This window comes from Commensalibacter sp. W6292M3 (genome assembly GCF_016101315.1).
GTDB lineage: Bacteria > Pseudomonadota > Alphaproteobacteria > Acetobacterales > Acetobacteraceae > Commensalibacter > Commensalibacter melissae.
This window is the reverse complement of sequence record NZ_JACFQT010000002.1, coordinates 1-20762: the sequence shown is the minus strand read 5'-3', so window position 1 is coordinate 20762 and position 20762 is coordinate 1. Positions and strand designations below refer to the sequence as shown.

The window sequence follows — 20762 nt, the reverse complement described above, 5'->3', positions numbered from 1 at the left end:
TAACAGGGATGGATTCTTTAAAGCTTGGTTTTTTTGACAATTTGATACATGAAGCAACAGCAGCGGTTATAACACGTGTGTTAGAGGCCCATGGAATAACGGATATAGAATTAATTACCGGTGAATGTAGGGATTTGATACAGGAGCTGACTGCTGGGAAAATTGATTTGTTTGTAAGTGTATGGCTGCCTGATATTCATGCCGATATCATTCAATCCAACCCGAATTTCAAGGTGATTGGAAATCTTTATCAACCCTCTATTTCTTTTGCTTTGCCAAAAAAGTTTCAAGAACATGTGGGTTCTATTGATCAACTTATAACAGCTTCATTTCTTCATCGTGAAATCACGGTTTGTGAAACTTTGCAGGTTTTCGCGAATAAAATCATGAAAGAATATGGTTTGATCGAGGCTGGTTATCAATTGAAATCTATTGCAGATGAAGAGACGTTGACTCATTATCAGGAAATAATCCACTCACAAGAACCCGAGTTAATGATGCTTTATGAACCGGCATTGTTCACGGATTCAGGAAATTTTTATCATCTGAGGGAACCCGAGAGTATTTTTATCCGGAAACAAAAAGCGGCCATGCTATTAAACCCCAATTGGATTCAGCGATTTGGGGGTGACTTGATTGATGAGCTTGAGGAAATGATGTTGGGTAATCAGATTGTTCAGTTCATGGAAAATGCAATACGCAATCAAGGGATGAGTGCCGATGAGGCGGCAGAAGCTTGGCAGCGTGGTAAATTGGTTGTAAGAGCGTAATGCCCCATAAAAATGATCAGCAAGATTTGGGATTGGCAAGGCAATATGAGGCCTATCCGTATCCCGAACGCAATCCAAAGGATGAAACCAAACGCTTATTAATAGGCAGTCCAAGCCATTTGAATGAAATTGATTATTGGGTATTTGGCGGATATCGTTCTTATACTCAACCATTAAGGATTTTGATTGCTGGTTGTGGAACCGGCGATGCAGCAATCATGGTGGCTCAACAAATGGCACGACACCAACGTTCTGGTGAAGTGATCTGTTTGGATCGGGCCAAGGCAGTTTTGAAAATTGTTAAAGAACGGGCAGCTACACGGAAATTGAGTAATATCCGTTATGTTCAGGGTTCAATTCTTGAATTGCCAGATTTAAATCTCGGGTTGTTTGATTATATTGATTGTTGTGGTGTTTTGCATCATTTGCCTGATCCTGCTGCTGCCCTGCAAATATTAAGGGAACAACTAAATCCTGGCGGCGGGATGGGATTGATGGTTTATGCTCCTTATGGTCGTACTGGCGTTTATATGGTGCAGGAAGCATTATCCAAACTGACCTCTTTGTCAGATCCACCAGTAAAGCGTTTGGATATTGCAAAAAGAATCATGAAGCATCTTCCATCGACTGCCTGGCTCAGATTTAATGGAAATTTTGGTGATCATTTAACTGGAGGTGACGCTGGTCTGTATGATCTTTTATTAAACCCGCGTGACCGATCCTATAAAATTGCTGAATTATGGAATCTGTTGGATAAAAATGAGTTGGCGGTAAACTGTTTGGTGGAGCCTGCGCGTTATGATCCTGCTTATTTAATAACAGATCCAAAGATCAGAGAAAAATTCAGGCAGTTTGATATAAGAACACAGGCTAGTCTGGCTGAATCTTTGGCTGGGAATATGTCAACGCATGTTGTGTATGTGCGTCGCGCGGAAGATAATATACAATTTGCTGATCCATGTGCCTCTGATTCAATTCCTTTTATGCGGGAAACGCCTGGAGAAATACTTGCCAATCAGATTTTACCATCCAATCTGCTTCCTTATTCTTTTGGAATGTTGACGATTATGCTTCCTTTACCTGCACAGGCACGCGGGTTTTTGGGACTTGTTGACAATCGCCGTTCGGTTGGAGAAATAATTGAGATTGTCAAAAAACGGGGTATTGAGGAACACCGTATTTTACCTTTGTGGAAGCAGACTTTTGAAATTTTACGAAGTATTAACCAGCTTTTTGTAAGATCTGCCGTTTAATTTATTTTATTGGAATCATCTATTATGAAATGTGCATTTTTATTCCCCGGTCAGGGAAGCCAATATGTTGGTATGGGTAAGGCATTGGCTGAAGCATTTCCAATTGCCAGAGAAGTCTATGAAGCGTTGGATGAAACGTTAAAGCAGCCATTATCCAAAATTATGATGGAGGGGCCTGTGGAAGCGTTGATTTTAACGCAAAATACACAACCTGCATTAATGACACATTCCATGGCCGTAATCAGGGTTTTGGAAAAAGAATTTAATATTGATGCCAATCATCTGGTTTCAATGGCAGCAGGACATTCCTTGGGTGAATATTCTGCTCTTTGTGCTGCCAATGTGTTTGATTTTGTTACAACTGTCAATTTGTTACGGACGCGCGGCAGTGCAATGCAAAATGCGGTACCGGTTGGTCAGGGAGCAATGGCTGCACTTATAGGCGTCACGATTGGACAGGTTCAGGATTTATGTAAACAGGCCACGCAGGGAAATTCGGTTGTTGTAGTTGCCAATGATAATGGTGCGTCTCAGGTTGTGGTTTCTGGTCATATGGACGCGATTGAACGGATTATAGCCATAGCCAAGGAAGCTGGTATCCGTAGAGTTGTTAAATTGCCTGTGTCAGCACCATTTCATAGTCCGTTAATGGAACCCGCTGCCCGGGAAATGCGGGATGCCTTGGCTAAAACAAATCCCAAACCATTTAATTTTCCTGTTATCGCAAATATAACCGCCTGCCCTTATGAAAATTCTTCTTTTGTCAGGGATTCATTGGTTAGACAAATAACAGGTTCTGTAAGATGGGCAGAAACTATGCGATATATGATTGATCAGGAAGTTGATTTTTTTGTTGAAGTTGGTGCAGGTAAGGTTTTGTCTAAAATCATGCAGCGTACTGCACGGGATAGCAAGGTTTGTTCTGTTGATACACCTGCAGATCTTGAAGAATTTGCAAAAATTCTTTCTGCTTTTTAAAAGAACACAAGGATTATGAAGATTATGTTCAGACTAGATAATAAGGTAGCGTTGGTTACTGGTGCCTCGGGTGGAATTGGTCAAGCGATTGCCAAGGCATTTGTTCAGCAAGGGGCAAAGGTTGTTTTGTCGGGAACCAGGGAAAACGTTTTAAGAGAGGTTCAAAAAGAGTTGGGTGAACAGAACGCATTTGTTCAAACAGCCAACCTCAAGGATCAGGAATCTTTAAAAGCGCTTATCCCGAATGCAGAGAGGCAGGCAAATGCACCTGTCGATATCCTGGTTAATAGTGCCGGATTAACGCGGGACAATCTTTCAATCCGAATGAAGGAATCGGAATGGTCCGAGGTTCTGGATGTGGATTTGTCTGTGCCCTTCCAATTATGTCAGATTGCGTTAAAGGGAATGGTTCGCCGGCGTTCAGGACGCATTATCAATATCGCTTCGATCATTGGGTTTATTGGTAATGTTGGTCAGGCCAATTATTCAGCTGCAAAAGGCGGATTAATCGCTATGAGTAAAAGTCTGGCGTTAGAAGTGGCGAAAAAAGGCGTTACCGTTAATGTTATTGCCCCCGGTTTTATTGAAACACCAATGACTGCCGTATTATCAGAAGAGCAACAATCTAGATTATTACAAAGAATTCCAAGAAATAGAATGGGACAGGTGGAGGATGTTGCATCCGCAGCTGTCTATCTGGCTTCTGAAGAGACAGATTGGGTTACTGGAACATGTTTGCATGTTAACGGTGGCATGTATATGGTGTAAAGATCCTTGCTTTGTGAACCATTTGAACATTTTATAAAATTATAATATTGCTTTTGCTTGGTTATTTGGGGGAAATGTGATATTTCCCCAATACCATTGTGATAAAATCGTATAAAGTTCTAAAAATTCTTTGGAACTTTGGTAATATAGTATAAACATGTAAGCTTTATAGCTGTAAAAGGACGAATATAATGAGTGAAATTGCTGACAAAGTAAAAAAAATTGTTGTTGAACATCTTGGTGTTGAAGAATCAAAGGTAACGCCTGAAGCTTCCTTTATTGATGACTTGGGTGCGGACAGCTTGGATACAGTTGAACTTGTTATGGCTTTTGAAGAGGCTTTTAATGTGGAAATTCCTGAGGATGCCGCAGAAAAGATTGCAACAGTCAAGGATGCTATCGATTATATTGAAAAACAGAAACAAGCATCTTAATTAAAAGTCTATAACATTATCGATTCATAAAACTTACAGGATAATTTAATGACGAGTACAAGTTCATGGCCACACCGCAGGGTAGTTGTTACTGGAATGGGGATTGTAAGCCCTCTTGGAATTGGTATCGATAATGTTTGGAAAAGACTTGTTGCAAGCGAAAGCGGCATTGACAAAATCAAAAGTTTTGATGCTTCACGTGTTGCTGCACGTATTGCCGGGGAAGTTCCTGAAGGTTCAAAGGAAGAGGGCAGGTTAAACCTGTCTGAATGGATCCCCGTTAAAGATTTAAAGAAAATGGACCGTTTTATTCAATTGGGTTTAGTGGCGGCTATTCAGGCAGTGGAGGATTCTGGCTGGACACCCAAAAATGAAGCGGATCAAATGGCTACCGGTGTCATGATTGGTTCAGGAATTGGTGGGCTGCAAACCATTTATGAAACGTCAATCAAGGTTAATGAAGGTCAGGCTCGAAAAGTTTCTCCGTTCTTTATTCCATCTGCCTTGATTAATTTGGTTTCAGGATATGTTTCCATCAAATATGGCTTTAAAGGGCCCAATCATGCGGTAGTGACAGCCTGTGCAACAGGAGTGCATGCTATTGGAGATGCAAGCCGTTTGATTGCGCTTGGCGATGCTGATGTAATGATTGCCGGAGGAGCGGAAGCGGCTGTATGTGAATTGGGTATTGCAGGGTTCTGTTCTGCCAGAGCATTATCCACGGGGTTCAATGATACACCTACAAAAGCGTCAAGAACCTGGGATAAGGATCGTGACGGATTTGTTATGGGAGAAGGTGCCGGTGTTCTTGTGTTAGAAGAATATGAACATGCGAAAGCCCGTGGCGCAAAAATTTATGGTGAGGTGGCTGGATATGGCATGTCAGGTGATGCGTATCATATCACTGCTCCAGCAGAAGGGCATGAAGGTGCTTATCGTGCAATGGCATCGGCCATTAAGCATTCAGGATTATCATTGGAAGATATCCATTATATTAATGCACATGGTACATCAACCATGGCGGATGATCTTGAACTTGAAGCTGTCGAGCGGTTGTTTGGGGATGCAAGCAAACATTTGGCAATGTCTTCAACAAAAACGGCTATTGGTCATTTATTAGGTGCAGCAGGTGCGGTTGAGGCGATCTTCTCTCTATTATCAATATGTAATAATGAGGTACCTCCCACTTTGAACCTTGATAATCCATCAAGGGAAAGTGTCATTGATCGTATAGCTCATACTGCCCAGCAAAGAAAAGTTGATGCTGCCCTATCCAATAGTTTCGGTTTCGGTGGCACGAATGCGAGCCTGATTTTTAAAAGAATATGAAAATTTACTAAGATATATCATGGGTTAAATTGTAATGCGTCGATTGTTATATGGGGTCAGTGCATTACTTGTATGCCTGCTTGCTGTATTCTTTTACGGAAAATATACCTATTTTGCTCCCGGTCCTTTGGATAATGCTAAAAATGTGGTTATTGCCAAGGGAAATGTCGCGGCAATATTAAACCAACTTCAGAAAGAAAAGGTTGTCACTCAATCCTATTGGGGCGGTTTTATTTTTCGTAGTGGCATAAAGCTGACAGATAAGGCCGGAACGTTACATGCGGCTGAGTTTTCTTTTCCAAAGCAGGCATCGATTCAACAGGTTATCGATATCTTGCGGTATGCAAAACCTGTACAGCATAAATTAACCATTCCAGAAGGGCTGACAGCCTATCAGATTGCGAATTTGATTAATGATGCCCCCTATATGACAGGACAGATACAGCCACCAGAAGAGGGAACGGTATTGCCCCAGACATATGCCTATGAATGGGGTATGTCTCGTGAAAAGATGATATTCCGTATGCAACAGGCAATGCAGAAAAAATTGCAAAAAATCTGGGGTGAACGACAGGTTCTTGCTGAGATAAAAACGCAACAGGATTTGGTTACCCTTGCCTCAATTGTTGAGCGGGAAACCGCTTTAAAACGCGAACGTCCCATGGTTGCCCGTGTATTTATCAATCGCCTGCATCTTGGCATGCGATTACAGTCAGATCCCACAGTGATTTATGCCCTGACTGATGGAAAAAATGATTTTGATCGCAGGCTAACTCGACAGGATCTGGAAATTGTCAACCCATATAACACTTATTGGACCAGCGCTTTACCTCCTACACCAATATGCTCTCCTGGTGAAGCCGCTATGGAGGCTGTTGCACATCCTGCAGAAGGAAAAATATTATATTTTGTTGCAAATGGAACGGGTGGGCATAGTTTTTCAACAAGTCTTGCAGAACATAATCACAATGTTGCCGCAGAGAAAAAAAGATAGTTTTTAAAAACTATCTTTTAAAATATAGAATAGTTTTTTTATTTTCTGGATTTTGAAGGGGAGGGCAAATTTTCAGATTTAATATTATGTGATGAGGAGCCTTTTTGTGGGGCAAGGTCAATCGCACCTGAATCATCGTTGGTATTGGTATCGCCATTATCATCCTCTACATTATGATTTTTGGATGATTTTTTTTCAGGTTGGACATTTTTTGCCATATTTGAATATTTGATCAAGATTTTACGCAGATGGTTTGCCGCTGGATTATTAACGCGCATTGCCATAACAATATCTTCTGGTCCCACAATCTGGTTATAATATTTATGATTGGCACTACTGTTAATTTTTAATTTAGATCCTTTTAGAGATGCTCCGACAAATAATCCTGATGCTTTTTGCAGGTTATAAATATCGGCTGTATCCTTGTTGGCATCGCTACTGGATTTTGCTGCTGTTGCAGAGGCACTGGCTCCCATTGTGAATTGGCTGTCCAACAATTTGCGCAAACTGCGTTCGTTCATGATGAAAAGCATGACTTCTGTATTTTGTACACCAAGCTGTATACCAAAAGAGCCACTTGACATTTTATAAAAAGCAGGACTGGACCAAGAATTTCTTGCATCCCTAGAAAGAAGCACACAATCTCCTCCGGAGCCTCCAAACACGAGGGAGATATGTGTAATATTTGGGCAAATCATCACTGCCCTGGCGTTTTTTAAACGGGTATAGACACGGCTGGATGTGGGAATATTTGCAAAGACATCCTCAACTGTTAAAAGAGAATGATCCACAATAGATTGTACTTTGTCAGTTTTGGCCTTGGCATGCTGAAGAGAAAATATTGACAGCATTGAAAAGCAAAACATCGTACCATATTTAAAGATGAAATTATTTTTCATAGGATTAAACAATATAGTTCAGGTTTGACGAAAAAGTAAAAGACAGATCGGTAGTTTAACATAAAAGCGATTTATGATAAGGATATATGAAGTGTTTTCGAGAGGATATCCGAAATTCCTGGAGCTGCGGTTAAAATAGGTGTCATTTGATGAAGGCCACCATTTTCCAAGAAAGGTGAAATACAGGCACCAGCTTCTCTAAGTAAAACGAGTGCTGCCGCCACATCCCATAAATTAATGGCCATTTCAAAATGTCCATCCAGTCTACCGCTCGCAACATCGACGAGGGACATGGTGCCAGAACCCAAAGTGCGAATCATTGCGCCAGTTTTTAAGATAGCTTCTGCATTTTTTAGAAATTCATCGATTTTACTGACGTGACTCCAGCCCAGTTCAATCATGGAGATTTTTGGATCTTTAACATCGGAAACATGAATGGGCTTTTCATTCATGAATGCCCCTTTTCCTAGACGGGCAGTATAGAATTCGTTTACGCATGGAGCTGCAATAATACCGAGAATGGGAACATTTTCTTCTATAAGGCCAAGAGAAATACACCACCGATTTCTGCCACGTGCATAGTTTGATGTTCCATCGATAGGGTCGACAATCCATCTTAACGACCCTGAACGTGTTTTCCCCTTTTCCTCTCCTTGAAAACCATCTTCGGGAAAGAGGGATTGAATTGCTTTTGAAATATAGGTTTCGATCTTGCCATCTGTTTCGGTCAACCAGTCTTGGGCATGTTTAAGGGATCCTTGGGGTCCCCCTGGACTGGGCCGCATTTGTAAGGCAATTTCAGATGCATTTTTGACAATTTCTTGTGCAGCTATAAAACGACGTGAAAGTGCGTCACTCATAATTGGTCTTAACCTTAAATGATTGAATGAATTTAAATCATATGATTATAGTGAATTTTATCAGAAATATTTAATTTTTTATAGAATCAGATTGTTTACTATTTTAAAATAAAAATTTGATAAAGATGAAACGTGTTATTTTTATTTAAAAAACAAGGAACAAATTATGTCTCAGGAAGTTAATTTGGTTGCTATACTGGAAATTGATGAAGGGGCCTGGTCAAAAATTTCAGATGCTGTGAATGTGTGTGTTTCTCGTTCAAGAGAGGAAAAAGGAAATCATAGCTATACAGCCTATTTTCAAAGTGACAAGCCTAATAAAATTGTTTTTATTGAATGTTGGGCAAATCAACAGGCTTTGGATGCGCATTGCGAAACGGAACATTTCCAGAATCTGATGCGCGTGGCAAAACCTTTTGCTGTGAAGCCCCTTGAATTACTGAATTTAATACCCGCAAAATAAATTTGTATTTCTGATGTCGATTTTTGAAACGGATATATGGCGCATTGGTATTGTCAAGGCACCGGTTGAGGATGTGATAGCTTGTGATATTTGCGATATTCATTGGATAAAAGAGGAGGATACGTTCAAATTTCTTGCTGATCCTTTTGGCCTCTATAGAGATAATAAACTATATGTTTTTGCGGAAGCGTATGATTACAGAGATCGTCATGGCCGTATAGAGGTATTAATTCTTGATCAACAGCTTTCACTTATTGATCGAAAAATTGTATTGGAGAAACCCTGGCATCTATCCTATCCAATGTTAATTGAGGATCAGGGGTTGGTTTACATGCTGCCAGAGGCATACAAATCAGGTGAAACCAGTTTATATAAAGCAGTTGAGTTTCCATTTCATTGGGAGAAGGTATCCTCTTTTTCTTTTCCTGAAGTGGCCATTGATCCGACTGTATTATTTTATAATGATTTATGGTGGATGTTTTATACCCCTGTAAGGGAAGGGTTAAGTCGGCAAAGCGTTTTATCTGTTGCCTGGTCGGAAAGTCTCGCAGGAACATGGCATTCTCATTCACTTAATCCCGTAAGGATTTCCCCCTCAAGTGCACGTCCTGGTGGTAATGCAGTCATTACATCTCAGGGTATTATTTTACCGACACAGGATTGTAGCCTGACGTATGGAGGGGGACTAACATTTTTAAACATTATTGAATTAACCCCTGATCAATTTGAAGCAAGAATTACAGGTCAGTTCAATAAAGGTTCAATATTTGGCGAATATAATCAAGGGGTGCATACATTAAGTAAGGCTGGCCCCTATAGTCTGATAGATGGCAAAAAAATACTTAGACAGCCTGTGAGGCGTTTCTTGATTGACAGGCGATATCAAATACATGGAATATTTTAAAAAGCTTGGAATATTTATTGATTTTTTGATTTTAAACCAATGAAATGTGTAAGAATTGATTTAATTTGATCGGTCAGACATCAAATTATTAACCAAGTGGAGATCATCAGGTTTATCCACATCTACGGCAGCCTGCCCCCAGGGTATAATTACAAAATGGATCTTAACCTTGGTTAATTTGAAAATTCTTTTTTTAAGTGCTTTTCTAGTCAAGCGATGCAGGATATATCGCAAGATTATTGAATATCCCAATAGCAAGCCCATTTTTACTGGACTTTTGCGATAACTTTCCAATTTTTGCCAAAGTTTCGCGACTTGAATGGACCTTGGTGTTCGAAACATAAAAATATTGCAACCAGAAAAAGAACCGTCAGCTAATTTGATGTAAGTTCTTTTTGTGTTTGGAACATCTTTTTCAATCTGTTCCTTTAGGGCGATACCAACAGCAAGGTCACATTGTGAGGCCTCCGCTTCCTGTATGAAATATTCCACCCATTCCGGTTGAAGTAAGGGGTTATCAGCGGTTGTTATTAATAGGGGGGTTCCCAATGCTTGAATGGCTTGGATGATGCTTGCACTTGGACCAGGACAGGTGGGAAGATACTTAATAAAGTTGGGTAGAATATCCCTAACAACCTCGAACTTTTCAATTGAAACAGAAATTTCATTAATGGATTCTATTTTTGCAAGGGTTTCGGTAACATATTCGATCATTGGTTTTCCCAATACGGGAATAATCGCCTTGTGCGAAACGTGAGCATGCAAAGCCAAAGGATCTTGTTTCCCTTGCCTTGACCCAGCCAGAATTAAAGCATTGATGGGTTCACGTTCCATAATGGTCCCAATTCCTTTTAGGCTGCTTTTTGGGTATGTTGGGTGCAATCTTTTTTATGCTCCCGAAAATTAGATCCTGCGGGACGATCACGTGGAGGAGCCCCGGTTTTTAGCATAACCCAAGGATAATGTTCAGCTTCTTTCACGGTATATCCCATGTTAAATACAGTTGGACTCCGTGGGCGTGCCTTGGCATCTTCATAATAGGTACCGAAGACTTTGTCCCAAAAATAGTTGGTAATACCAAAGTTTCCCTTTTCATAATGAAAGTGGTGTAAAACATGAACCTGTTTAATATGACTTACATACCTAGATTTTGGTTTATAATTCAAATGTTGAATGCAATGAAAAAATTCATAAAAACATGACATGTACACAGCTGTACCAATAGAGGCGAAGAAACCGCAAAATCCACCAACTAAATATCCCAAGCCGCCCCCAACGATAATGATGGTTGGTATGGTATTCAAGGGTGATCCAAATAATACATTTAAAAGATGGGGATCCTGATGATGATCAAAGTGAATGCGTTTCCATAGTGAAGCCGACCATTTCATTCTGTATAGTAACGAAACATGCATGATCCAGCGATGGATAATATACCAGATTAACGGAAAGCCAAATATCATGACGATAATTGAACTTAAGACAGGAACCCATCCATTGAACGTGTAGCAGACGGCGACAATACATCCAATAATAAGGCTGAAATATAATAGGATGGTTGGATGCGTCAAATAGGCCACCCATAATTGTTTTAGTCCCATTTTACCTAAATCGTAACTACGTCCGGAACGTAGGTCTTGATTGCGCATAATTTGAAAGATAGATTGGTTGCTCATTGTTTTTCTTCAACTGATAGAATGATAGTGCATGTAGCTAACATAAAGACAAGGAAGGCAGAAAGTGAAGCCACTGGGGCGGGTATGGTTCCTGCTTTCCCCAAAGCATGCAGGACTTCTTGGAATATAATAAATAACAATCCATATCCCAAACAATAGATGGGGATCCAGCTACGTAACCCGGCACGTGGCGGGATGTAGGTCACAAGTACAGTAATAATTAGCATCATGATAAAAGTAAAGGGTAAACACAATCTTCCCCAAATTGTTGTTTTTATATAATTCGTAGGCATTTTGAAAGGTTGTTGATATGATAATTCTAGAACCATATTATGGATGGATTGTGGCATTGATTTTGAAGATAGTCTTATAAGGGTATGTGGTGTCAGGTTAATATTCCATATTCTTTCTTTTTCATTTGTTAATTCATGAAATTTTAATGGAATATCCGGTTTGTTTTGCAGGAATTTTGCATGAGAGAAAATCCATTGGTGGTTTTTATGAATGACTTCATCAGCAATAAGCACCGAGTCAATATGAGATAAATCGCGACGCTTGATGACCGTCAGTCCTGTAATTTTATTTCCTCCATAGGCAATATGATCAATATTGATGATATCAAGATTGCTGTAAAAATAGAAATTATTTTCTTTTTCGGGATGCGGGTTGGTTTTGTTCCACCATGTTGCCAGATCCAGTTCCGTTTTGGGTGTAATTTGGTCAGACATAATAAAACATAGAAAACTTAGCAATAGCGTAACAGGTATTAATTTTTTTATCAGTCCCCATGTCGATAGGCCTATGGATCGTAGGATGGTTATCTCATTGTTGATTGTCAATTGAGTGAGGGCGATCAAGAAACCGATAAGGGTACTTAAGGGTAAAACAGAATTAAAAAGTAAAGGTAATTTCAGCATCATGAAATGAACAACCCCTTTTAGCCCAAGTTGTCGTTCCAAAATGGAAGAGGTTTGTTCCAATAGGGTTAAAACCTCCATGATTGCTGTTAAAATAATGACAGTAGTAAAAGTTGTTGCTAACAAGCGACTGGATAAATAAAAGGTTAACACATAACGTTTCAATAATTTTTTCATTATTTATCCGAAGACTTTGAAAAGTGTCTTAACAAATTGCGAGAGGTAAGGAGAAAAGGATTGTTTTTTAAGAATAGACAGCCAAAGCAAAAAAACAAGAATATAAAAAATGGTAGCCATAAAGCGACAAAAGCATTGTCATGTCCGTGTGAAACAAGGGTTAAACCCAGTTGTTGAATATGATCATAGGCAACAAGAATGATTGCCGCGATTCCAAGACCTAAATTTCTTTTACGACGTTTTGGTGTAATGGCTAAGGCGACAGCAAGAAAAGGAATGGCAATAATTGATAAGGCGCGGACTAAACGAAAATGAAATTCAGCCTTTATATCTAAAATTGGAATGTCTTGATAGGTATGGTGCTGAATTTGTTCGTAGAGATTTGTCAGGGTTAGTTCGCGTTCATCGCTGCCTCTTTCCCTAAAAATGCTTTTCTTGTTTGTGTTTTGTATTATTCGTGAAGCATTGGAAAAATCTGTTATATTATTGTTGTTATTCGGATTTAATGTAAGATTTTGACCATCATAAAGGGTCAGCATTATTTTTGAATGATCGGCCAGTGAATAAAAATTCCCTTTATCGGCCAGAATAATTTGTTCAACCAGTTGTTTTTTATCATTTAATTTTGTTTGTCTTATGAAGATTCCTGAAAGCTGGGTTCCGTTTTGGCTAGCTTTGTCAACGATCATAACAGTGTGGTTATTGGGTTGAACAATCATATGGCTTTGAATATGGGGTGCCCATCCAGCATGAGAGGCATAAAAAAAAGCTGCGCGAAAATCATATCGGGCATATGGCTGAATATAACCATATAATATTATACAAAAAAAACTGACGGCAATACCACTTATGATGTAAGACCGTGTACATTGAAAAAGGGATTTTCCAGCATTTAATAGTGCATCAATTTCATTATTAAGATTTAACTGACGAATACTTGAAAAAATTGATACGCAAAAGGCTGCCGGAATGGCAAGACCAAGATAATGAGGGATCAGATCTGCCAGCAAGCCAAGAAAAGTACTGAGGGGGCTGCTGTCTGCCGCTAATAGGTCAAGTAACACAAGCAATCTTTCCAGCATCAAGGCGGCAAGAATAACTCCAAGAGAAACAATAAAACTTGGGAGAGCTTGCGCAAAAAGATAGGAATCCAACATCTTGATGTGGATCGTTGATAAAAATCTGGTCAAACTCTGGTTTTTTAAATGAAATTTCAACAAGGATTTACTGAAAATAATGATTTATATAAAAGGAGTGGGTTTGAGAAAAATCACCATTTTTATCTATAAAGCGTACCGTTGAAAATGTATGAAAGTGATCATCCAATTTTTCAATTACGATTTTACGCCAAGCGGCTTGGTGATACGGACGGTTTGAATTGGAAGAGGCCGAAGCAATTCCCAGCATCGGTATATTGGTGTCAAGAAATTTTCGGGTAATGGTACGATGGACATGCCCAAAAAGAATAATTTCGACACCCTCTTCATATAATATTTTTTGCAATTTTTTCCTGTCTTTTAAGGCCTTTCTTTCCGAAACAATTCCTGATACAGGGGGATGGTGCAAAATTACAATCCTGAATAAATTATCTTTTTTAAGTCGTTGGAGTGCATATCTTATTTGATTCAGCTGATAATTTCCAACCTGGCCATTTGCAAAAAAGGGAGGCGTGGGAACGGCTGTATTAATGCCAATGACAGCGATAGAACCATAACGGGTTATGATAGGGTAATCGTCATGATTGTAAGCCTGTGACCAGGGTGACCAGAAAGCGTAGCTATTGTGCCATTGTGTTTTAACAAGCGCATCATGATTCCCTGGGATAATATTTATATTTTTAAAAGGAAGATGATGCAACCAGTCAGCTGCCTGTTTAAATTCCTCAGGCAGAGCCAAGTTGGTAAGATCTCCCGATATCAACAAAAGATCGGGAGATTCTCTGGAAATATCGTCAATGATGATATCAAGTCTCTTTTTTTGCAAAGAAAGGCGTCTTTTTTTCCAGGACAGAAAACTTAAAAATCGTTTATTGACAAGGGATAATTTCGGAAATTGAATGCTTTCCAAGGGAAGATGAATGTCCGAAATATGGGCAATTGTAAAGCGTTTCAAAAGAGACTATCCTTAAATATATTCTATGCTATGTTATGTAACACACTTGAAATCATGATAATATAGTTGATTTTTGCACAATTTTTTTCATAAAAGAAGCAAATGGGAAGGAATGATAACATCAAAACTATAAAAACGTTTATTACTCCTCATATTAAATTAAAACAAGATACTATAGAATGTTAGAAGCAATCCGTGAATCAGAATATTGCCTTAATTAAAAATCCTGTCAGTCGATTAAATCAGAAAGAGGATAAGGAATTTACAGATTTTGCCTTGAACTGGTTAGGAGAAAATTATTCTACGCCACGAACTGTTGATGATATGATGCAAACGTTAAATCGTTTTGTCGCAACAGGGGTTGATTATATCATTATAGATGGTGGGGATGGCACGATTAGTCATGTCATGACAGCTATTTATAGCTGTTATCCACATGATAAATTGCCAAGCCTTATTATTCTTCCTTCAGGAAATACAAATTTAATAGCCAAGGATATTGGATTCGGTATTCGGGGAATCAATGCTCTTAAGCGTATCAGGACTTTGGCAGAACGTCAGCGATTGCATTTTACGGTTCAGCATCGTCATGCATTAAAAATTGAATGGTCTGATCCCTCTCGCCCGCCTGTTTTGGGAATGTTTCAAGGTGCGGCGGCATTTACGAAGGCTATTCAGATTGCACATAACCCGACGATTTTAAAAAATTTTCCTCATGATGCTGCTGTGGCAATCACTATTATAACGTCTTTACTAAAATTATTTTTTTCAAAAACACGGGATTTGTGGCTTAACGGTAATGTATGCTCTTTTTTCATTGATGAAAAGAAATCATATCAGGAGAATTGCTTTTTGTTTTTATCGACGACTTTACAGAGCCTATCTCATGGAATGTGGCCGTTTTTTAACCGATATGCAGGGGATGATAGTCTTCATTATTTGAATGTTAAAGCACGTCCTCCACATCTGTTGGCGGCATGTTTCGCCTTATTAAGAGGTAAAACGCCGGAATGGTTATTGAATGATCCTAATTATCTTAGTGGTACCGCCAATAAAATAAAACTGTCAATCAAAGAGGATATTATTCTTGATGGAGAACAGTTTGATACAGGCGAGGATCATTGTATCCTTCTTTCGACCGGTCCCAAATTTTCGTTTGTCCGTTTATAGATAATGTCGGCTGTTTATGTCATCATCCTTGTCACAATTATTAGCTACTTCATTTGATCAGCATTCTGTTCCAGAATCTGTTACCGCCTTCGTTAAACAGATCATAGGAGATCGGCAACCCATAGGTGTTATCTATTACGGTTCTTCTTTATGGAAAAAAGAACTGACAAGTTTACTTGATTTTTATGTTGTTTGTCAAAATTTGTCTGATTGGTATCCGGAAGATTGTTTTAAAATTGTGATTAATTATTGTCTACCTCCGAATATTGAATATCATGAATGGAGTGAGGGGAATGTTAATTTAAGGGCCAAAGTTGCGATATTATCAATAGATCAACTTCAAAAAGCTACTGCTTTACAATCCATTGATACAACGATGTGGGCGCGTTTTTGTCAGCCTGTTAAGATTCTTTGGTGGAAGGATGATAAAGGAAAACAGGCATTGTTGGATTGTCTCATAAGAGCGGTAAATACAGCTATATGGTGGGCCACTTTTTTGGGGCCAGAATATGGGACTGCGGAAAAATATTGGTGTTCATTATTCCGTCATACTTATGATGCTGAGCTAAGGGTGGAATCAAATAATCGTCCAATGTTGATTTTGGAAAATAGAGAAGATTACTTTAAGCAACTTTTAAAACTGGGCTGGCAAAAAGCAGGAATATCCTATAACGAGACAAAAAATTATTCTCTATTTCCATCTGTGTCAAAGGATCAACGAGAATATGCTAGAAAACGCTGGAAGATTCGGAAAATATTGGGTCGACCCTTGAATATTTGCCGATTAATTAAGGCCGCTTTCACGTTTGAAGGGGGGGCGCAGTATATTGTGTGGAAAATTAATCGACACCGTGACATTAATCTTGAGTTGACAGCGTTCCAAAAAAAATATCCCCTTATAAATGCACCCTGGATATTATTCAAATTATATCGACAGGGTTTATTCAAGCGATAAAGATTTTAATTAAGAGTTAGCCCTACATCTTTAGCCGCCTGAATGTAGATTTGAACTAGTCGGTCAATCTGTTCTTCTGTATGGGCCGCGGCGATACTCGCTCTTAATAAAGGTCTGTTATCTGGTGTGGCGGGAGGCAGGCTAAGATTAATATAAGCCCCCAATTCTAACACCCTGTTCCAGAAATGAGCAGCCTGAGGTAATTCATTCAAGATAACAGAAACAACAGAGCTGATATCTGGACCAGTTTGAAAACCAGCATTCTGTAATGCATGATAAAATCGGGAGGCATTATTCTTTAGTTTATTTCTCAATTCAGGACGGTTAGCGATGATTTTCAAGTTTTCACGTGTTGCGGCGATTACTTCGGGAGGTAAAGAGGCCGTAAACATGTAGGGTCTGGTACAAAGACGTAATTTATCTATTTGTGGATAATCGGAAACACAATATCCTCCAACAGTACCCAAGCTTTTAGAAAAAGTTCCCACGATGAAGTCAACGTCTTGTTCCACGTTTTCACGTTCTGCAATTCCTCGACCATGTTCACCAAAAACACCAAAAGAATGTGCCTCATCAATCATGAGATAAGCATTTTCCTCTTTCTTGACTTGGATAAATTCTTTGAGGGGAACGATATCTCCAAACATGGAGTAAACTCCTTCCACAACAACCAGTTTAATACCGTTTATATTGCCAACTCGGCGTAATCTCTTACGTAAGTCGTCAGCGTCATTGTGTCGGAAACGTATAATTTGTGCCTGACTGAGTCTGCTGCCATCATAAATACTGGCATGACAGTCCGCATCCAAGAAAAGGTAATCATCCTTACCGGCAAGAGTTGATACCATGCCGAGGGTTGCTTGATATCCTGTTGAAAAAACCATGCAGGAACGACGGTTGAAGAACTGAGCCAGCTCTTGTTCGAGTGATTGATGTAAGGAATAAGAGCCATTGGCAATTCTGGATCCCGTTGTTCCAACACCATATTGCATAGCTGTTTCAGCAGCTGCTTTTCGTGCCTCTTCGGATTGACTGAGGCCTAGATAATTGTTTGTTCCAAAAAGAAGTGTTTCTTTCCCGTTGATAGTACCAACTGTTGCAGAAAGTGTTTTCTCGATTGTAACCCCAAACGGATTGTGCGGGGCAAAGGAAATAAGTTGGTTGAAAGCAGTTTCAAGTGGCTTGAATTTTGTAAATATATCCATAGGAGAGAGCTTTTATTTAAGGGAAACGATGGCATCTGCAAGATCACGAATCGTTCTTACGTCTGTCAGGCGATCCAAAGGAACGGATACGTCTAGTTTATCTTCAATTTCCATGACGAAATTCATGACAGCTAGAGAATCGAATTCCAAATCTTCAATAATTTTGCTGTCTGGTGAAATGTTTTTGGGAACTTTTGGGTTTTCTAATAATGTATCAATAATTATTTTTGAAATTTCTTCAACCGTTTCAGTCATAGTGTTACCTTGTTAAATATCAATATTTGAACGATTATGACTGATTGGATGACATTTAACGCAATCAGTCGCATATCCTAAGGAAAGAATTGATTTATTGTAAATAGCTTTTAAATTCTGTTCAAGAGGCCATAAAATTTCATTTCATACCTGAATTTTTAAAAATGAAATCCGAATTCTCCTTTTAAAAGCATTTGTCTTGCTTTTGCCCGTGTCAATTTTCCAGAGGAGGTTTGCGGCAGGCTATGTGGAGGGACTAACAGGACAGACACTTCTACACCATTTTGTCTTCTAAACAGACTGGTCATATCTTCTTGAAGTCTTTTTCTTTCAGACTCATCAATGGCACGGCATTGGACAAGTGCAACGACAGTTTCCTGATTATTCTTATCAACCGAGAATACAGCGACATCGCGGCTTCTTAGCGAGTTAAAAGCATGTTCAGCCGCCCATTCCAGATCCTGGGGCCATATATTTCGCCCATTAATGATAATCAAATCTTTTTCGCGTCCAATTATGACAATTTCGTTATTTAAAATATAACCTAGGTCACCTGTTTTTAACCATCCTTCTTTGTCAAGAACGGCTTCTGTTTCTTTTTCTTTATTGAAATAACCTTTCATAAGGCTTGGGCCTCGCACGTAAATGCTGCCCGCTCTTCTTTCGGGAAGAATATTTCCATTTTCGTCCCGTATTTCAATTTCATGATCAGGAAGTATCGGACCACAAAGAGTAAAAGTCCTGGTTGTAACGAAAGGATCATTGGAAGGTTTTGCTATACCTGTCGTTTCAAGAAGGGGCAAATCAATAGTATCGGTTTTAAGTCCCTCTCCCAAAGGTGCGAATGAAAGGGCTAATGTCGCTTCCGCCATACCATAGCTTGCGACAAAAGCTTTTGAATCAAAACCATATTTTTGATATTGTTCGGCAAATTGTTCTAAAATATGAGAACGTATCATATCTCCGCCAATACCTGCCGCACGCCAAGAGGATAAATCAAGTTCCAGGGTTGAGGAAGGCATACGGCGTGTACAAAGTTCATATCCAAAAGATGGACTATAAGATAGGGTCCCTTTATTACGACTGATCAGATCCAACCAGACATGTGGACGCCTTGCGAAATCCCTGGTAGGCAAAAGATCAATGGTTAACTGGCATGTCATAGGGGTTAGAAAAAATCCAACCAGCCCCATATCGTGATACAAGGGTAACCATGAAACGCATCGGTCTCCTGTTTCTTTTACTGCCAATCCATAATATGAGATTGCATGAGCGTTGGCCAAACAGGCTTTCTGGGTGACAGCAACCCCCATAGGAAAGCGAGTGCTTCCTGAAGAAAATTGAAGATAAGAAAGATCATCAGCCTGAATAACTGGTAATTCTATGGCGCTATTAACTTTTATTTCTTTTAGCTGGGCAGGACTTCCTCCGAACAATAAAGGAAATTTTTCAATAATTTCCCGCGTCCAGCTTTGAATTGTTTGTGGAATAATAACCGCTTTTGCGGAAGAGTTTTCAATCATTCCCCGCAAGGTGTTGATATAAGAAGATTTTCCAGCAAAAGCAACAGGCAGAGGCATTGGGGCGGGAACAATACCTGCATATTGGCAGCCAAAAAAGATACGGCTAAAGTCACTGTCACTTTCTGCAACAATGGCCAGGCGATCGCCTTTCTTTAGTCCCAAGGTCAAAAGTAGCTTGGCAACATGTATAGCTTGTTGTCGCAGGTCAGAATAGGGTAATGATTCTAATAAAACTCCCTTGGCTGAATAAAAATTAATACCGCTTTTTCCTTGAGCGGCGTAATCTAAAGCCTCAGAAAGAGAAACAAAATCACCAAAACGTCGTTTAAGACCAGAATCCGTTGGTGTTGGATGTTTGTTTATGTCCACAATTAAAATTCCACCAAGTTTTTTACAAAACAGTATATATAAATTGCTTTTGTTAAGTATACCTAAAGATAAATAATAATCACTTCATTATGATTATAAAAGAGCAATCCTGTTTGGCTGTTGCCAAACATATTGTGTATAGAAGCTTTCTACAAATGAAGAAAGTATTTTTTGCAACATGTAAAAACTCATTGTTATGGTTATGTATTTACGTTTAATAGGGCTTATAATAAAAAACAATCTTGTTTTTAAAAAAAAATAAAGATTTCGCAAGTTTTTTATGCAAATATACATTCATATGAAACAGTTTTTTTAAAACCAGATCTGTTTTGGACTGATTATTGTTTTGTTAATTAAATCCCATTATTGCAATCAGTTTAAAATGAATGAACAGCGTTTTATGTATGTATAATACTTATATACTAATAAGTGGGAAATATATTTCATTTTCAGTATGAAAATAGTCAATCTTTTAAATAGAAAAGAAGTAAACCTGATATCTTATTTTATAAATTGTTAAATGAGCGGATTTACATTGTTAATTAAAAACGGTTTTTTAGAATAAAAAAGGATTTAAAATTAAAAATAAAAAAATAAAATTTAGGGGTTGATTCTTAGATTTAAATTGTATAGATAAGTTCACACAGACATTGAGAGAACAAAAGGTTTTTGATGTGTTTTACGGTTTTGTTCATTGACAATTGTATAGGATGAGAAGGGGATATGCTGGTGGCGTATTGGTTGTAGCGTT

21 protein-coding genes are annotated in these 20762 nt (G+C 38.9%); 11 read left to right on the top strand and 10 right to left on the bottom strand.

Annotated features, from left to right (window positions below; genetic code table 11):
* Positions 1-8 precede the first annotated feature (8 nt).
* From H3T57_RS05655 to mltG, 7 genes are all read left to right on the top strand, one after another.
* Positions 9-770: a glycine betaine ABC transporter substrate-binding protein gene (locus H3T57_RS05655; RefSeq protein ID WP_198193505.1), complete on the top strand. Its 762-nt coding sequence runs from the start codon at positions 9-11 to the stop codon at positions 768-770.
* Entirely contained in the window at positions 770-2023 is a 1254-nt protein-coding gene (locus tag H3T57_RS05650; protein ID WP_155580900.1) for a class I SAM-dependent methyltransferase, read from the top strand. The genes H3T57_RS05655 and H3T57_RS05650 overlap by 1 nt, the downstream gene beginning before the upstream one ends.
* A 24-nt stretch (positions 2024-2047) precedes the next feature.
* Complete coding sequence (fabD, locus tag H3T57_RS05645; RefSeq protein ID WP_232349771.1) at positions 2048-3001, top strand: ACP S-malonyltransferase; 954 nt, start codon at positions 2048-2050, stop codon at positions 2999-3001.
* Between the two features lie 24 nt (positions 3002-3025).
* On the top strand, positions 3026-3769 hold the full coding sequence (fabG, locus tag H3T57_RS05640) for a 3-oxoacyl-ACP reductase FabG (protein WP_155568532.1): 744 nt from the start codon (positions 3026-3028) through the stop codon (positions 3767-3769).
* Between the two features lie 191 nt (positions 3770-3960).
* Positions 3961-4203 (top strand): acyl carrier protein, encoded by a 243-nt coding sequence (locus H3T57_RS05635; protein WP_110439039.1) that lies wholly within the window; start codon positions 3961-3963, stop codon positions 4201-4203.
* A 48-nt stretch (positions 4204-4251) separates the two neighbouring features.
* Positions 4252-5532: a beta-ketoacyl-ACP synthase II gene (fabF, locus tag H3T57_RS05630; protein WP_122124066.1), complete on the top strand. Its 1281-nt coding sequence runs from the start codon at positions 4252-4254 to the stop codon at positions 5530-5532.
* 34 nt (positions 5533-5566) lie between these two features.
* Positions 5567-6526, top strand: coding sequence for an endolytic transglycosylase MltG (gene mltG / locus H3T57_RS05625; RefSeq protein ID WP_155565980.1), 960 nt, complete (start codon positions 5567-5569; stop codon positions 6524-6526).
* Between the two features lie 38 nt (positions 6527-6564).
* On the opposite strand, the gene H3T57_RS05620 is transcribed toward mltG, so the two are convergent.
* Together H3T57_RS05620 and H3T57_RS05615 are read right to left on the bottom strand one after the other, a co-directional pair.
* On the bottom strand, positions 6565-7425 hold the full coding sequence (locus H3T57_RS05620; protein WP_232349770.1) for a lipid-binding SYLF domain-containing protein: 861 nt from the start codon (positions 7423-7425) through the stop codon (positions 6565-6567).
* Between the two features lie 71 nt (positions 7426-7496).
* Positions 7497-8285, bottom strand: coding sequence for an inositol monophosphatase family protein (locus H3T57_RS05615; RefSeq protein ID WP_198193504.1), 789 nt, complete (start codon positions 8283-8285; stop codon positions 7497-7499).
* A gap of 166 nt (positions 8286-8451) precedes the next feature.
* Here H3T57_RS05615 and H3T57_RS05610 point away from each other — a divergent pair, with 166 nt between their 5' ends.
* Together H3T57_RS05610 and H3T57_RS05605 are read left to right on the top strand one after the other, a co-directional pair.
* Positions 8452-8748 carry a putative quinol monooxygenase gene (locus H3T57_RS05610; protein ID WP_155567338.1) on the top strand — a complete coding sequence of 99 codons (297 nt, stop codon included), beginning with the start codon at positions 8452-8454 and terminating at the stop codon, positions 8746-8748.
* Between the two features lie 13 nt (positions 8749-8761).
* Positions 8762-9652: a formyl transferase gene (locus H3T57_RS05605; RefSeq protein ID WP_198184995.1), complete on the top strand. Its 891-nt coding sequence runs from the start codon at positions 8762-8764 to the stop codon at positions 9650-9652.
* A 60-nt stretch (positions 9653-9712) separates the two neighbouring features.
* Here the strand turns inward: H3T57_RS05605 and H3T57_RS05600 are convergent, their stop codons facing one another.
* The 5 genes from H3T57_RS05600 to H3T57_RS05580 all read right to left on the bottom strand — a co-directional run bounded on the left by H3T57_RS05600 (position 9713) and on the right by H3T57_RS05580 (position 14534).
* A complete protein-coding gene (locus H3T57_RS05600) occupies positions 9713-10486 on the bottom strand; it encodes a nucleotidyltransferase family protein (RefSeq protein ID WP_198193503.1) in 774 nt (257 codons plus the stop codon).
* Positions 10487-10503: 17 nt separating this feature from the next.
* Positions 10504-11328 (bottom strand): sterol desaturase family protein, encoded by an 825-nt coding sequence (locus H3T57_RS05595; protein WP_232349769.1) that lies wholly within the window; start codon positions 11326-11328, stop codon positions 10504-10506.
* Positions 11325-12422 (bottom strand): LptF/LptG family permease, encoded by a 1098-nt coding sequence (locus tag H3T57_RS05590; RefSeq protein ID WP_198193502.1) that lies wholly within the window; start codon positions 12420-12422, stop codon positions 11325-11327. Before H3T57_RS05590 ends, H3T57_RS05595 begins: the two co-directional genes overlap by 4 nt.
* Positions 12422-13579 carry an LptF/LptG family permease gene (locus tag H3T57_RS05585; protein ID WP_198193501.1) on the bottom strand — a complete coding sequence of 386 codons (1158 nt, stop codon included), beginning with the start codon at positions 13577-13579 and terminating at the stop codon, positions 12422-12424. The genes H3T57_RS05590 and H3T57_RS05585 overlap by 1 nt, the downstream gene beginning before the upstream one ends.
* 67 nt (positions 13580-13646) lie before the next feature.
* Entirely contained in the window at positions 13647-14534 is an 888-nt protein-coding gene (locus H3T57_RS05580; RefSeq protein ID WP_198193500.1) for a metallophosphoesterase, read from the bottom strand.
* A gap of 195 nt (positions 14535-14729) precedes the next feature.
* Between H3T57_RS05580 and H3T57_RS05575 the strand changes: the two genes are divergently transcribed.
* Entirely contained in the window at positions 14730-15704 is a 975-nt protein-coding gene (locus tag H3T57_RS05575; RefSeq protein ID WP_198193499.1) for a diacylglycerol kinase family protein, read from the top strand.
* A 16-nt stretch (positions 15705-15720) separates the two neighbouring features.
* The gene (locus tag H3T57_RS05570) at positions 15721-16659 is read left to right on the top strand and encodes a hypothetical protein (protein ID WP_198193498.1); all 939 of its coding nucleotides are present in this window, start codon (positions 15721-15723) and stop codon (positions 16657-16659) included.
* A 5-nt stretch (positions 16660-16664) separates the two neighbouring features.
* On the opposite strand, the gene spt is transcribed toward H3T57_RS05570, so the two are convergent.
* The 3 genes from spt to H3T57_RS05555 form a co-directional block, all read right to left on the bottom strand.
* Complete coding sequence (gene spt / locus H3T57_RS05565; protein ID WP_198193497.1) at positions 16665-17864, bottom strand: serine palmitoyltransferase; 1200 nt, start codon at positions 17862-17864, stop codon at positions 16665-16667.
* Positions 17865-17876: 12 nt separating this feature from the next.
* Positions 17877-18119 carry an acyl carrier protein gene (locus H3T57_RS05560; protein WP_122124053.1) on the bottom strand — a complete coding sequence of 81 codons (243 nt, stop codon included), beginning with the start codon at positions 18117-18119 and terminating at the stop codon, positions 17877-17879.
* Between the two features lie 158 nt (positions 18120-18277).
* Positions 18278-20011, bottom strand: coding sequence for a fatty acyl-AMP ligase (locus H3T57_RS05555; protein ID WP_347400643.1), 1734 nt, complete (start codon positions 20009-20011; stop codon positions 18278-18280).
* Between the last annotated feature and the right edge of the window lie 751 nt (positions 20012-20762).

What these genes read in the sequence shown, in the direction of transcription:
- H3T57_RS05655 (WP_198193505.1), top strand. Translation starts at nt 9, where the DNA reads ATGGATTCTTTAAAGCTTGGTTTTTTTGACAATTTGATACATGAAGCA.
- H3T57_RS05650 (WP_155580900.1), top strand. Translation starts at nt 770, where the DNA reads ATGCCCCATAAAAATGATCAGCAAGATTTGGGATTGGCAAGGCAATAT.
- fabD (WP_232349771.1), top strand. Translation starts at nt 2,048, where the DNA reads ATGAAATGTGCATTTTTATTCCCCGGTCAGGGAAGCCAATATGTTGGT.
- fabG (WP_155568532.1), top strand. Translation starts at nt 3,026, where the DNA reads ATGTTCAGACTAGATAATAAGGTAGCGTTGGTTACTGGTGCCTCGGGT.
- H3T57_RS05635 (WP_110439039.1), top strand. Translation starts at nt 3,961, where the DNA reads ATGAGTGAAATTGCTGACAAAGTAAAAAAAATTGTTGTTGAACATCTT.
- fabF (WP_122124066.1), top strand. Translation starts at nt 4,252, where the DNA reads ATGACGAGTACAAGTTCATGGCCACACCGCAGGGTAGTTGTTACTGGA.
- mltG (WP_155565980.1), top strand. Translation starts at nt 5,567, where the DNA reads ATGCGTCGATTGTTATATGGGGTCAGTGCATTACTTGTATGCCTGCTT.
- H3T57_RS05620 (WP_232349770.1), bottom strand. Translation starts at nt 7,425, where the DNA reads ATGAAAAATAATTTCATCTTTAAATATGGTACGATGTTTTGCTTTTCA.
- H3T57_RS05615 (WP_198193504.1), bottom strand. Translation starts at nt 8,285, where the DNA reads ATGAGTGACGCACTTTCACGTCGTTTTATAGCTGCACAAGAAATTGTC.
- H3T57_RS05610 (WP_155567338.1), top strand. Translation starts at nt 8,452, where the DNA reads ATGTCTCAGGAAGTTAATTTGGTTGCTATACTGGAAATTGATGAAGGG.
- H3T57_RS05605 (WP_198184995.1), top strand. Translation starts at nt 8,762, where the DNA reads ATGTCGATTTTTGAAACGGATATATGGCGCATTGGTATTGTCAAGGCA.
- H3T57_RS05600 (WP_198193503.1), bottom strand. Translation starts at nt 10,486, where the DNA reads ATGGAACGTGAACCCATCAATGCTTTAATTCTGGCTGGGTCAAGGCAA.
- H3T57_RS05595 (WP_232349769.1), bottom strand. Translation starts at nt 11,328, where the DNA reads ATGAGCAACCAATCTATCTTTCAAATTATGCGCAATCAAGACCTACGT.
- H3T57_RS05590 (WP_198193502.1), bottom strand. Translation starts at nt 12,422, where the DNA reads ATGAAAAAATTATTGAAACGTTATGTGTTAACCTTTTATTTATCCAGT.
- H3T57_RS05585 (WP_198193501.1), bottom strand. Translation starts at nt 13,579, where the DNA reads ATGTTGGATTCCTATCTTTTTGCGCAAGCTCTCCCAAGTTTTATTGTT.
- H3T57_RS05570 (WP_198193498.1), top strand. Translation starts at nt 15,721, where the DNA reads ATGTCATCATCCTTGTCACAATTATTAGCTACTTCATTTGATCAGCAT.
- spt (WP_198193497.1), bottom strand. Translation starts at nt 17,864, where the DNA reads ATGGATATATTTACAAAATTCAAGCCACTTGAAACTGCTTTCAACCAA.
- H3T57_RS05560 (WP_122124053.1), bottom strand. Translation starts at nt 18,119, where the DNA reads ATGACTGAAACGGTTGAAGAAATTTCAAAAATAATTATTGATACATTA.